The sequence below is a fragment of the Staphylococcus sp. FSL W8-1268 genome (assembly GCF_038003965.1).
Taxonomy (GTDB): domain Bacteria; phylum Bacillota; class Bacilli; order Staphylococcales; family Staphylococcaceae; genus Staphylococcus; species Staphylococcus hominis.
In genome coordinates this window covers 19393-32271 of sequence record NZ_JBBOQE010000001.1, presented here as the reverse complement: position 1 = coordinate 32271, position 12879 = coordinate 19393, and the positions used below count along the sequence as shown (strand labels likewise).

Sequence of the window (12879 nt, the reverse complement as noted above, 5' to 3'; positions counted from 1 at the left end):
ACTTAACTTGTAACGTTAATTTAAGTCGCAAAGTTTTTTCTCCATTCTTATTATACCTTCCTCATCAGCAATACTAACTCCATCCTTGAAGTTATAGCCAAACTTCTGATAAAAAGGAACTGCAGTAATTGATGCTGGTATCTCTATCCGGCTAGCCCTCTTATAAAACTCATCGTCTTCCAATGTATTAATAATAAGTTTTCCAACCCCTTTACCTTGGTATTCAGGTAAAACAAAAATAGTGAAAAAACTACTCTCTGTTAGACTATCCCAATAAGGACCAATTGCACCTGTCGCAATGATAGTCTCCTCATCTCTAAATACATAAAAGTGAGTCCAAGAAGCTCTTTCGATGATTGATGACACAGTTATATTCTCAGCATCTTTTACCAAGTCTTCTTTAGAATAATCAAAGATGTTCGTTTCAAACATTGCTCGATGAATTAGCTTAACAATTTCCTTAGCATCCTTTTCTTCAAAACGTTGAATATTAATGCCCATAAGATCATCTCCCTTACTTTTAAAAATACTCTTTGCTAAGTATTCATCTAGGCCTTCTTTTTCTACATAGTACTTTTTAATTCAAATATAATAAACTATTGATCAATCATAAATATTTCTCAATACATTTTATTAATCATTAAAAAACCGCATCATTTATGATATGCTTCTGCGTATCGGTTAATGATGCGGTTTTTTAAATATAAATGCTTATAATATAAAATGACTAATAATTTTCTTAGTTTTTCAATAGCTCAACTTTAATAGTTGACAATACATCCATGAGATATAAAAGTTTTATACAATCAATTTTCTTAATTGATTCAATATCCATAATACCATGCATTAATCGATTTCTATTAATATAGTCCGGATCATCTATATCATTGTTAATACCGTAATATTCCTTTAGCAATTTAACAGTATACTGAGTGATAACTTGTTCGATTTCTTCTTTTTTATTAAGTATATCTTTATTCAAAATTATATTTATACTTTTATAATTGGCTTCTCTTTTTTCCTGAAACGTATTATATATAGTTAAAAACTCAATAGCTGCTAGTGCAAGCATAGCAGTTTCTGGATATCGCTTATTTTCAAAGTTATTTATAGCTCGTCGGATATAAAACCTCTTTGGATAGTAAAATTCATTTTTCATGAGATTATTTTTAATAGTCGAGTAATGAGATTTAAAAGTTGTATAAATATCTTCATCAGTGATTTTCTCTTTTTCAAGATAAATACCATAGTAATCAGAAAAATATTCTAATTTCATACTCAGCCTGTATTTCTCACTGTATCTGATAAATTGCATTAAATTTTCTTCTAGTAAACTAATTATTTTTTGCAACTTATTAAAATCAATATTGGTCGTTATATTATTAATCAAATTTATATGAACTTTAAAGCTATCATTTAAAGTATTATTTACTTTAAGTACAGTATCTGCCATTATATTATTTATTTTTGAGATGCTTTTTTGAATATTTCTCATTATATCTAAATACGATTTAGATGTGTTTAACTGATTTGTATTCTTTAGTCTTTTACTAGTATATAGAACACCATTATACTTTATTAATTTAATGGATCTCATATTAATAACTCCTTTACTTGTTAGTAATGATATATTTACCTATATTGAATATATGGAATTTAAAGACAACTACTATTATTTAATAAAAATATATCAACTGTTTAATATTTATATCAAAGATAATATATATGAAATTACACGTTGAATAATACTTTTAGAACCAATGTCTGAAAATAAAAATGTGATACCTACAACAATAAGAGAACTTATTGATACATAAATAGCCATTCTTCCAATTTTTGAATTATCTTCTGAAGCAGAAATAAATGTTATACTATTAATAATATTTCGGTAATTTTTATCAGTATCTATTAGTCTCTGTATAGTTTTTTTATGTCTTTTCTCTAACATTTTATTAAAATCTAAAACTTGTTCTTGTTTAGAATTCGTATTCTTGAATGAGTCAGCTTTTACAAATTTCAAGTCAAAATGTAAAATTTTATGATAATTATTAATAAAATCCCAATAACTCATTAAATCTTGTTGAAGTGAAGACAAATTCAAACTAATTGTAAAAAAGTTACTTCTCAACTTTTTTAATGATTCGACATTAAACTTATTATGATCTCTAATTGCTTGATCTCGAGATTCAGAGTGAATCTTTTCCAATGAATTTAAAAAACTTGTCATTGCTAAAAGTAAAAAATTGTATTTAGCTATCCTATCTATATAATTACACAAAGACTGTTAACTATCTAATCAGATAGGTTGTTCTTGATTATGCTTCAATGATTCAAATATATTTTTTCTATTACCCCATAAAGTCCACAGAGGCGTTATATCTTCAGATTGATAAATAGAAGATTCTGTTTCTGTTAAATATACATTGGGAAGTTCAGGTGTAGTTATTTGTATTGAATCTCTATACAAATGTATATCGATTGGCATTTACCTCAACTTTCGTACCATCAATAAGATTTTGTTTCAAACACTGACTATGAAATTGAATAAATAATGATTCTAATAAAGCGTCTACTTTGAGATTTACTCTAAATCGATTAATCGTTTTATAAGAAGGCTTTTGATTTTGTGATAGCCACATCATTCGGATACTATCATTGAGTAATTTTTCTATCTTACGTCCTGAAAACACAGATTGGGTGTAGGCATATAGAGCTACTTTTAACATCATTTTTGGGTGGTATGATGTTGCACCCCGATGATGTCTTAATTCATCGAATTCAGTCTCGAGAATCGTTTCTACAATATTATTTACATGTCGTGAAATATCATTTGCGGAGATAAAAACTTAAGTTTTTATTGGTAGAGTAAGTTGAGTCATATTATAATCTTTATACATAAGACACCTCGTTAATTTAGTTTAGTTGTATTTATTAAATTATACGACAGGGCCTTATTTTTTAGTATTTCAATGTAAAATTACATATAAATACGAAGTATTGTAAATAAAAAGCCAGTAAATGAATTTATGAAAACTCATTTACTGGCTATTTTGCTAGGAATTATGTCCCAGCCTCTAAACTAAATTCTAAAGAAACATTGTAAGGTGAACTAATTAAAGTTCGATGCCACCCTAGGCACCATCATTAAAAACGATACCTTACATTTTTATTTTAACATAGAGGATTAATCATTACTATTCTTCATTTTTTTTATATTTGAAGAAATTCTACATAATTCATCTGCTACTTCTTTCCCCATATATGCTAAATCAAGATAATCATTAAAATTTATTATTTCTGGATTATTATCATCAAAAGTTGCAAGATCATGTGTTAAATTATTTCTATCTATTCTAAAATTTATTAATTTATTTCCTACTTTATAGTTATTTTTATCGCTATACCAATTATCAAAATCTAAATTTTCATCAACATCTAATAAATTATATTTTTTCAATCTATATTTTATATATCTTAAAATTTTCCTTTCTTTTTTATCAGTCATTGTATTTAATTCATATAATTTGTTATAAATACTTCTTGTATTTTTATAAAGACTTCTATTAGCAGGCATATTCAAATGCAAAACTATTTTTTTGACTCTATTTTCAATAATTGCATATGAGCATGTGATCGATTCAAGATAATAGCTATTTTCCATAGACAAATTCATTCGTTTTTTTAGGTTATCAACAAATTCAGTTTGTTTTAACATAAAATCCCTCTCTCTCAATAATTTAATTAATAATTTAAAAACCGCATCACTTATGATAACTTTCGCCTCTCATAATCTTAAATGCTCGATATACTTGTTCGATTAAGACGACGCGCATCATTTGGTGTGGGAAAGTCATTTTGCTAAATGAGAGTGCGTAGTTACTGCGATTTAAGACGTCTTGATGGAGTCCATTTGACCCCCCAATGACGAAGACGAAGTCGCTTTGTCCTTGTGTCATACGTTGTTGTAGTTCTTTAGCTAAACCTTCTGATGACAACATTTTACCTTGTATTTCTAATGTAATAACGGTGGCTTGTGGTTTAATTTTGGCTAATAATCGTTGTCCTTCTTTTGCTTTGACTTGTTCAATCTCTTTGTCGCTCATAGTTTCGGGTGCTTTTTCATCCGGTACTTCAATCATCTCAATTTTAGAATATGCTCCGAGTCTTTTTTCATATTCAGCAATCGCTTGTTTCCAGTATTTTTCTTTTAATTTGCCGACAGCTAAAATAGTAATCTTCATTATAGTCCTCCGTGTTGATAATAGTTATTCGACTTATCCACAAGTTATCAACTTGTTAACAGAATTCCCTCTAATTATAACAGGAATGCATATAAATTCTGTGGAAAATTTAAGATTTATCTACAAAAATGTCACATATACACTATTTTTGTGGATAAGTCTGTGTATAATGTGAGTATTTCTGTGTGTATTATTCACAATAGTGGATAACTTTCTTTAAATTTGGGGATAACTTCACGACCGTCTTTTATATTTATTCACAGATTCTAAGTAAATCACTCTAATTACCCACTTTTTAATGAATATTCATGTATAGTCCAATTGTTAGATAATAACTTTAATTTTTCAAAAAAAAAGAGCTTAATAAAAACCTCATACTTTCTTAAGATTTTCATTAAGCTTCATACTTCTTTTCAATTTTATAACGTATAAATCGGTGTCGCTTGTGCTTTATCTGTATCACATAATAATACTTCTTTTTCAGTATCAATATCATGTTCATTTAATACTTGTCCAACGCTCATTCGTGCTAAATCTTTCATATTATTATCACGAGATAAATGTGACAGATAGATACGTTTCGTATGACCTGTAATCACATCCGCCATCGCATGTCCTGCATCTTCATTTGACACATGTCCCATATCGCTTAAAATACGCTGTTTCGTCTTCCAAGGATAACGACACATGCGTAACATATCCACATCATGATTACTTTCAAACATAAATGCGTCACTACCTTGAATCATACCTTTCATTCGGTCTGACACATAACCAGTATCTGTAATCATCGTAAATTTTTTATAGTTATTATGGAAAATGTAAAATTGTGGATCAATCGCATCATGAGAGACATTAAATGATTCTATATCAAAACCTGCAATGGATTTTGTTTCATATGGATTGAAAATAAATTTTTGATCCATTGGAATTTTATCGTCTTTTTTCTCAATCGCTTTCCACGTTTTTTCATTCGCATACACGGGTAAACCATATCGACGTGCAATGACGCCAAGTCCTTTAATATGGTCGCTATGTTCATGTGTCACTAGGATACCATTCAGATTCTTCATATCTCTATCAATCTGACTAAATAAATCTTCCATCTTTTTACCCGTAAGACCGACATCTACTAATAGACTGCCTTTCTCACTTTCTACATAAGTCGCGTTTCCTGTACTACCGCTTGCTAATACGCTCATTCGAATCAAGATGGTTCATCCTTTCTCATTATCTTAAATTTTAATTATTTAGAGTGCCTTCAGTCTAATTATTTTATATTTGCTTTTTTTCTAAAAAAATATAGTTTCGAACTTGTATCTTTGTTCGAAACCTTCCGCTCTAAAAGTACTTTTATAGTATACTATACCAACCTGTAACTAGAAATTCCAATTCTCTGTTTATATTAACGATTTAAGAGCAAAACAACGGGCAACTTTGACCGCTGTTTTGCTCTATTTAAAATGCATCACTTTTTAGTTATCAATCACTTTAGGATTGACTGAAGTGGCTTCAACATAATATTTTTTCGTTTCTTCTTTACCTTTATGTTTCACTTTGATTTCCCAGTTTGCTTGTAGTAATTGAACGTTGGTTTCTCTTACTACTGAGTAATATCCTAGTCTAGCATCTAATACGTCATCGCCAGCTTTTAAGTAACGATTGAAATACAAGCTTTCAATTGCTTTACGCGGCGTAATGACTTGCTTCTTAGGATTATTGTCCCCTTTTGCAGGTTCAATTTTACTCATTAATGTTTGTTTATACGTGGTCGCTTTACCATCGTCTATATTAAAGCGAAGGCGTGCTTTATTGTTATTAAGCAATGGGTATCCATCATATGTTTGTTCGTAAGTGACTGTATTTGAATTAATATCGCCAAGTTGATAGACCTTACCGTTATAAATATGATTAATAATGTAATCTTTTAAATCACTAAGATTACGATCACTTACATTTACAGTATTGTCTACGTCCCCGCTTAATGTAAAACCAGAATCACTTGTTTCTAATGAAGATTTATTTTCAGCGTATGATTTAAAGTTTTTAGAAGTAGCAGTGATCATTTGCATCTTCGTACCACTTACATCTTTATTTAATACATCTTTCGATACTTTAATCTCTTCTTGCTGGAAGTTGACTTCATTATCGCTTTCAGTTTCATTAATTTGCGATTTGGTCACCTTATTAATATAAATCAGAATGAGAAAGATATTGACTAGAACAAACACGAAAATAAACAATGTTTTGGTTAGTTTCCAGTTCATTTATTCAAGCCTCCCATCCTGATATACATACCACTCACCATCATACTCAACATACCACGTTGGAATAAATACACTATTCCGTTGTACTTCGATGTCATCTTTATCTGGCTTATCATCTTCTTTATAGCCAACGATCATATTCGATACTTTTTCAAAATCAATGTTATGATTATTTGCAAGTGACGCACGCACCGTTTCCAAACTATCTAATGATGTCGTTACACCTTCTAAAGGGACGCTTGAACGTAGAAGAGCACGTTTATAGTCATAAATTCCTTTCTCTCCCCAAGTCACATTAATTTCATTCAACTGTTGATCATTAAATGTAGGATGTCCATTAAGGAATAGTTGATAAGTTAATTCTCCTGACATATTATCTGTATCGAACAGACGGAAATCATCGTTAAAGAAACCACCATGATTATTAATATATTCGAATGTACTTGGGATGGAAGTATCCATATCTTTCGAACCTGATTCATCTTCCGATAAGTTTTTATAATGGTACTTTTTACTGTCATCATTATAGTTTGCGACGCCAGTATTATTATTATATGTGGTCGAACCACTTTTTCCGCTTCGAATAATGACAGAATCATCAAATAAAATTGAGTTCATCGTTTCGACTGAAATCGTATCATATACCATACGATATGAGTGTAGGTCTTTTGGATGTTTCGGCGCAAAAATATGCGTTGATTTATCAATCGTTGTCTTATTCGTAATCACTTCCGAATAGGTTTCCATATCTTTTTCTAAATGATGAATGGTTTTAGTAAATGGCGTTGCCTTAGCGTCTATCGTCACTTTCATGACTTGTTGATGATGTTTACTCAGCGCATATAGTTCTAGATCACCCTTAGAATTTTTATCCATTAAAATCCGATTAAAGCTAAAATGTTTAGGAATTTTAGCTGAGTTATTAAGTACTTGACCTAAATAGGTGGTTAATGGCATATCATACGTAAAATCCAATACGACAAAATCATGGTCTAATATCGGGGTTTGCAAATTATACCCTTTTTGCATCAATTCTACTTTACTCACTTCATGATCTTTGAGTGGATCAATAACTTGAGCGAGTTGAGATCTTGATGGTGTCAATCCTTTTACTTTATCCTCTTTAACTGACACAACTTGATAAGGTGAAATCACTGTGTCCATCTTTGCAGCTAAAGGTTTACCAATGGTTTTAGTATTATTTTTTTTACTATCCGCGCTGTCTAAATTATTTAAATCTGGAGTAAAGTTCCAAATCATATACGTAAGGACAATACTCATCATGACTAAAAGAAAAAGGATAACTGATTTAATATGTTCCTTACTGTTCATCCCAATCACCGTCGTCTATCACTTCACATGGAAGTGTAATAAATATCGATGTGCCTTGTCCTTCAACACTGTTTGCCCAGATACGACCATTATGTGCTTCGACAATTTCTTTTGAAATGGCCAGTCCAAGACCCGTACCACCCATTTTACGTGTACGTGCTTTATCTACGCGATAGAAGCGATCAAAGATTTTATCTACTTTATTAATTGGAATACCGATGCCATTATCTTTAATACGAATGGTCATTCGATTATAAAGTGCATTTTGTTTCACGTGGAACTCGACACGTTTATCTCCACGAGAATATTTCATCGCATTCGTAATGACGTTATCAAATACTTGCGTCATCTTATCTGGATCTATTTCTGTGAAAATCGTTTCATTTGGAATTTCACGTACAAACGTTGTATCTTTCGCTGCCATTTCATGTCGATTAATAATTTTATTAATAAACATATTAAAGTCGACAATTTCTTTTGTAATTTGTTCTGTCTCATTATCCATTTTAGATAATTGAAGTAAGTCATTGACCAGTCGAATCATACGTACCGTTTCTTCACGTGTGACTGAAAGGAACGATGGCGCAAGATTTTCATCTTTCCAAGCGCCTTCTTCAAGTGCTTCAATATAACTGTTCATTGAGGTTAGTGGCGTACGTAATTCGTGTGATACATTGGCAACGAATTCGCGACGTTCACGTTCCACTTGTTGTTGCTCTGTAACATCGTGTAATACGGCGATATAACCATTAACAAATCCTGTATCTTGTACAATCGTGCTAAAGTTGACACGTGCAATAATACCTTCTTCTTCGTTCATATCAATTAAGATACTATCATTATTCTCTTGAATTTCTTCTAATGAAAAATCGCCTTCTATTTTTAAAACATTTAGCATGTAATAACCAATGAGGTCTTCTTTCGCCATACCTAACATTTTAATCGCCATATCATTCACAATACGAATACGACCACGTCGATCCGTCGCAATGATACCATCACTCATATGTGTAATGACAGAATCGAGTCGACGTTTTTCACTTTCTGTATTCGCTTGGGCTTCTTGTACACGTTTAGAAAGATTATTAAACGCAAGCGCAAGTTCACCAATTTCGTCATTGCCATAAATCTTAACACGCTGTGTATAGTTCCCTTTTGACATTTCAACTGTTTGGTTACGCATATCTGTAATCGGTCGCGTAATCGTTCGCGCAATAAAGAAACCGAGTATGACCGTGATAAATAAGGAAATAGCCGTACCAATAATAAAGATTTGATTGATATTGTTAAGTTGGTTATATACATCATTAATATTTGACTCTATGTAAATATTACCGATCACATCATTGCCATTCTTAACTGGTAAGTTGTAAATCCAAATCCGTTCTTTACCATTACCATAGTCTTTTAAGACGTTATGACTATTTGCTTCGCCAAGAGAGATTGCTTTTTGAACAGAATTATCATTCACTTTTTGATTAATTAAGCTATGGGATGATAACTTCGCTGTAGCCATGATAATTTGATCTTTATCAATAAAGCGGATTTCTTCAATCTCTTGTCGGTTAGCGTATTCATTCAGTAGCGATTGAACTTCCTTTTGTGCATTTGAAGGATTATCTTTATAAATACGCTCAATATTGACTTCGAGTTGTGTCGCATATTGTTTAATATTCTTCATGAAATTATTGGTTAATTCTTTTTCTAAACTATTAGTGAAATACAGACCAATAATCTGCATTCCAATAATAATCAGTAAGACATAAACAATAACGAGTTTTGTGTGAAGGGATTGGAGTTGTTTCAGCCACTTCATCGTTTGCAACCCCTAATCATGTTGTTGGAGGAAGTATCCAACGCCTCGACGTGTCACTATATATTCTGGATGAGATGGATCGTCTTCAATTTTTTCTCTTAAACGACGAATGGTTACATCCACTGTACGCACGTCTCCAAAATAATCGTAGCCCCAAACCGTTTGTAGTAAGTGTTCACGTGTCATAACTTGACCCATATGTTTTGACAGATAGTGGAATAATTCAAATTCACGATGTGTTAATTCAATATCCTCACCACGTTTTTTAATTGAGTAAGCCTCAGGATAAATTACGATATCTTTAATCGCAATTTCATTCGTTGTACCTTCTGATTCTTGCGCAGGTTGAGCATAGTGACGTCTTAAATTTGCTTTCACACGTGCAATTAATTCACGTGTGCTAAATGGTTTCGTCACATAATCATCAGCGCCTAATTCAAGGCCCAATACTTTATCAATTTCTGAGTCTTTCGCTGTTAACATAATAATTGGCATGTCATATTTTTTACGTACTTCACGACATACTTCCATACCATCGCGACCAGGTAACATAATGTCTAACAATACGATGTCTGGCTCTTCTTCATAAATTAAATCGACGGCATCATTACCATCATAAGCGCAATGCACTTCATAGCCTTCTTTTTTTAAATTAAATTCTAAAATATCCGCAATTGGCTTTTCATCATCAACTACAACAACTTTTCTAGCCATATCTATAAACCTCATTTCTCAAATTGTAGTTCAAACCTTAATGTTTATTATATTTTGAGTAAAACATTAACTGTATTATATGGCGCTATCTTACGTCTTAACGCACGTTTATCTACTATATAATTTAACATTAATATTCACTTAATTCTATTTTCATATTTAAAATTATAGAATAACATTAATTTAAAGTTTACCACGCTCGTTTTATATTACAAATAAGTTGAGCGCCTTGAATATTCGACAAAAGTCGTAGGAAGACTGAAACGGTACAATGTTACAAAATGATGATAGCGGATAGTCGTTGAAAATTAAGAGTGATATATAAAAGATGTATAAAAAAAGAGAGAAATATTAAAAATATATTGCGACGTCATCTATTTGTAATACACACATCGCTTTACTCATGATAACGTCTATATATTTATAAAAATAAAGAAGCAATATTAAAAAAGTATAAAAAAAATGCCTACCCTTTTGGATAAGCAATACGGTCTCGACGGGAATCGAACCCGCGATCTCCTGCGTGACAGGCAGGCGTGTTAACCGCTACACTACGAGACCTAAAATGGTGACTCCTACGGGACTCGAACCCGTGTTACCGCCGTGAAAGGGCGGTGTCTTAACCGCTTGACCAAGGAGCCGTTCTTAAGCACAAGATAGATTATAGCATAGCTTTTATTTTAAAGACAAGAACTTTTTTACATAATTTTAATATTTTTTTATAATTCCTTAATTTTTAGAAAAAAAGAGTTGTTTTGAAGGTAGATTACGTGAGAATATACTTTTTTTCTTTACTTTTACATTATTAATTCAAATTTAAATGATATGGTTATCATTACCTTATTTGATGTATATAAAAAACGTTGCTAAAGTGAGTGACTTTAACAACGTTAAATGTATACCATTAAATGCTTTATTATTAATGGGCTTCGAAAAGCAACCCGCTCGTCAATCGTATGCTCATCTTAAAATCAAAAGCCGATTTTCGCTCTTAGCACGTTATTGCTCTATGTTTATACGCTTTTCTTACCATAATTTTTCTAATAAGTTTGTTTGCTCACGGTCAGGGCCTACAGAGAAGATTGAAATATGAACGCCACATAATTCAGAAATACGTTCTAAGTATTTACGTGCGTTTTCAGGTAATTCTTCTAATGTACGACAACCTGTAATGTCTTCCGTCCAACCAGGTAACTCTTCGAAAATTGGTTTACAACGACGTAATTGGTCTAAGTTTGCTGGATATTCTGTGATTGTTTCACCATCTAACTCATAAGCTGTACAGATTTTAACTGTATCTAAACCTGTTAACACGTCAATTGAGTTAATAGATAAGTCTGTAATACCACTTACACGGCGAGAGTGACGTAATACAACTGAGTCAAACCAACCTACACGACGAGGACGTCCTGTTGTCGTTCCATATTCACGACCTACTTCTCTAATATGATGACCATCTTCGTCGAATAATTCAGTAGGGAATGGGCCATCACCTACACGAGAGGTATAGGATTTACATACCCCAATCACTTTAGATACGAAGGTTGGACCCACGCCAGTTCCTACTGTCACGTTACCTGCGACAGGATTACTTGACGTTACGAAAGGATATGTACCATGGTCGATATCTAACATAACTCCTTGTGCACCTTCAAATAAAACTTTTTCATCAGCTACGAAAGCGTCATCTAAAATTTTAGCTGTATCTGTAACGAATTCTTTTAAACGTTGACCAGCGGCATAGTATTCATCGAATATTTCATCAAAGTGTGGGCATGTTTCATTAAACATTCCTTTGAAATATGCATTCTTAATCTCAATATTTTCTTTTAAACGTCTTTCAAATGTATCTTTTTCTAATAGATCAGCCATACGAATACCAATACGTTGTGCTTTATCTACGTAAGCTGGTCCGATACCTTTTTTCGTTGTACCGATTTTATTATCACCGCGACGACGTTCTTCATATTCATCTTGTGCTAAGTGATATGGTAAGATGACTTGCGCACGGTTTGAAATACGTAGATTATCTGTAGAAATACCACGTTCATTTAAAGCGTCTAATTCTTTTAATAATGCAACAGGATCTACAACCACACCATTACCAATCACTGCTAATTTATCTTTATAAAAAATACCTGATGGTACTAAATGTAATTTGTATGTTTCTCCACCAAATTGAATGGTATGGCCTGCGTTATTACCACCTGAAAAACGCGCAATCACATCTGCTTGTTCTGCTAAGAAATCTGTAATTTTACCTTTACCTTCGTCTCCCCATTGTGTCCCAACTACTACGATTGATGACATGTGAGCACCTCCAAAGTTTTCTCAATTAACCACTAAGTATTCTATCAATACGTTTTATATAATGCAAATAAAAATCGAACATTAAAAATAGTATTCACATCAGTCAAATCAATATGTATATTTTATTAAAAAACCTTTAACATTGTTAATTTACCAGTATTTCAAGACAGTTTTACAAATATTTAATACACATACTTCA

At 31.9% G+C, this 12879-nt stretch carries 12 protein-coding genes, 2 tRNA genes and 1 pseudogene; all 15 read right to left on the bottom strand.

The annotated features are described in order from the left end of the window. Positions 1 to 15 precede the first annotated feature (15 nt). The 15 genes and pseudogenes from NST64_RS00150 to NST64_RS00080 all read right to left on the bottom strand — a co-directional run bounded on the left by NST64_RS00150 (position 16) and on the right by NST64_RS00080 (position 12680). The gene (locus NST64_RS00150; RefSeq protein WP_049418337.1) at positions 16 to 501 is read right to left on the bottom strand and encodes a GNAT family N-acetyltransferase; all 486 of its coding nucleotides are present in this window, start codon (positions 499 to 501) and stop codon (positions 16 to 18) included. Between the two features lie 238 nt (positions 502 to 739). Beyond that, positions 740 to 1597, bottom strand: coding sequence for a hypothetical protein (locus tag NST64_RS00145; RefSeq protein ID WP_049418335.1), 858 nt, complete (start codon positions 1595 to 1597; stop codon positions 740 to 742). 108 nt (positions 1598 to 1705) lie between these two features. Beyond that, a complete protein-coding gene (locus NST64_RS00140; protein ID WP_152907175.1) occupies positions 1706 to 2206 on the bottom strand; it encodes a hypothetical protein in 501 nt (166 codons plus the stop codon). A gap of 90 nt (positions 2207 to 2296) precedes the next feature. Next, positions 2297 to 2485 (bottom strand): hypothetical protein, encoded by a 189-nt coding sequence (locus tag NST64_RS00135; RefSeq protein ID WP_049418332.1) that lies wholly within the window; start codon positions 2483 to 2485, stop codon positions 2297 to 2299. Then, positions 2463 to 2840 (bottom strand): annotated as a pseudogene (locus tag NST64_RS00130) (transposase); the annotation flags it as partial. The pseudogene NST64_RS00130 and the gene NST64_RS00135, both read right to left, overlap by 23 nt. A 344-nt stretch (positions 2841 to 3184) precedes the next feature. Continuing rightward, on the bottom strand, positions 3185 to 3715 hold the full coding sequence (locus NST64_RS00125; protein WP_049418327.1) for a hypothetical protein: 531 nt from the start codon (positions 3713 to 3715) through the stop codon (positions 3185 to 3187). Between the two features lie 46 nt (positions 3716 to 3761). Beyond that, positions 3762 to 4241 carry a 23S rRNA (pseudouridine(1915)-N(3))-methyltransferase RlmH gene (gene rlmH / locus NST64_RS00120; protein WP_107632235.1) on the bottom strand — a complete coding sequence of 160 codons (480 nt, stop codon included), beginning with the start codon at positions 4239 to 4241 and terminating at the stop codon, positions 3762 to 3764. A 419-nt stretch (positions 4242 to 4660) separates the two neighbouring features. After that, positions 4661 to 5443: an MBL fold metallo-hydrolase gene (locus NST64_RS00115; protein WP_087437087.1), complete on the bottom strand. Its 783-nt coding sequence runs from the start codon at positions 5441 to 5443 to the stop codon at positions 4661 to 4663. A 273-nt stretch (positions 5444 to 5716) separates the two neighbouring features. Beyond that, a complete protein-coding gene (locus NST64_RS00110) occupies positions 5717 to 6508 on the bottom strand; it encodes a two-component system regulatory protein YycI (protein ID WP_049418833.1) in 792 nt (263 codons plus the stop codon). After that, on the bottom strand, positions 6509 to 7840 hold the full coding sequence (locus NST64_RS00105) for a YycH family regulatory protein (protein ID WP_049418831.1): 1332 nt from the start codon (positions 7838 to 7840) through the stop codon (positions 6509 to 6511). It lies immediately after the preceding gene. Next, complete coding sequence (gene walK / locus NST64_RS00100) at positions 7830 to 9656, bottom strand: cell wall metabolism sensor histidine kinase WalK (RefSeq protein WP_002449341.1); 1827 nt, start codon at positions 9654 to 9656, stop codon at positions 7830 to 7832. Before walK ends, NST64_RS00105 begins: the two co-directional genes overlap by 11 nt. Before the next feature lie 12 nt (positions 9657 to 9668). Then, positions 9669 to 10370 carry a response regulator YycF gene (gene yycF, locus NST64_RS00095; RefSeq protein ID WP_002449444.1) on the bottom strand — a complete coding sequence of 234 codons (702 nt, stop codon included), beginning with the start codon at positions 10368 to 10370 and terminating at the stop codon, positions 9669 to 9671. Between the two features lie 488 nt (positions 10371 to 10858). Beyond that, positions 10859 to 10931: transfer RNA gene (locus NST64_RS00090), tRNA-Asp, on the bottom strand. A gap of 5 nt (positions 10932 to 10936) precedes the next feature. Continuing rightward, a tRNA-Glu gene (locus NST64_RS00085) sits at positions 10937 to 11011 on the bottom strand. Positions 11012 to 11396: 385 nt separating this feature from the next. After that, positions 11397 to 12680 carry an adenylosuccinate synthase gene (locus tag NST64_RS00080; protein WP_049335768.1) on the bottom strand — a complete coding sequence of 428 codons (1284 nt, stop codon included), beginning with the start codon at positions 12678 to 12680 and terminating at the stop codon, positions 11397 to 11399. Positions 12681 to 12879 lie beyond the last annotated feature (199 nt).

What these genes read in the sequence shown, in the direction of transcription:
- rlmH (WP_107632235.1), bottom strand. Translation starts at nt 4,241, where the DNA reads ATGAAGATTACTATTTTAGCTGTCGGCAAATTAAAAGAAAAATACTGG.
- NST64_RS00110 (WP_049418833.1), bottom strand. Translation starts at nt 6,508, where the DNA reads ATGAACTGGAAACTAACCAAAACATTGTTTATTTTCGTGTTTGTTCTA.
- NST64_RS00145 (WP_049418335.1), bottom strand. Translation starts at nt 1,597, where the DNA reads ATGAGATCCATTAAATTAATAAAGTATAATGGTGTTCTATATACTAGT.
- NST64_RS00135 (WP_049418332.1), bottom strand. Translation starts at nt 2,485, where the DNA reads ATGCCAATCGATATACATTTGTATAGAGATTCAATACAAATAACTACA.
- NST64_RS00150 (WP_049418337.1), bottom strand. Translation starts at nt 501, where the DNA reads ATGGGCATTAATATTCAACGTTTTGAAGAAAAGGATGCTAAGGAAATT.
- NST64_RS00080 (WP_049335768.1), bottom strand. Translation starts at nt 12,680, where the DNA reads ATGTCATCAATCGTAGTAGTTGGGACACAATGGGGAGACGAAGGTAAA.
- walK (WP_002449341.1), bottom strand. Translation starts at nt 9,656, where the DNA reads ATGAAGTGGCTGAAACAACTCCAATCCCTTCACACAAAACTCGTTATT.
- NST64_RS00125 (WP_049418327.1), bottom strand. Translation starts at nt 3,715, where the DNA reads ATGTTAAAACAAACTGAATTTGTTGATAACCTAAAAAAACGAATGAAT.
- NST64_RS00115 (WP_087437087.1), bottom strand. Translation starts at nt 5,443, where the DNA reads ATGAGCGTATTAGCAAGCGGTAGTACAGGAAACGCGACTTATGTAGAA.
- NST64_RS00105 (WP_049418831.1), bottom strand. Translation starts at nt 7,840, where the DNA reads ATGAACAGTAAGGAACATATTAAATCAGTTATCCTTTTTCTTTTAGTC.
- yycF (WP_002449444.1), bottom strand. Translation starts at nt 10,370, where the DNA reads ATGGCTAGAAAAGTTGTTGTAGTTGATGATGAAAAGCCAATTGCGGAT.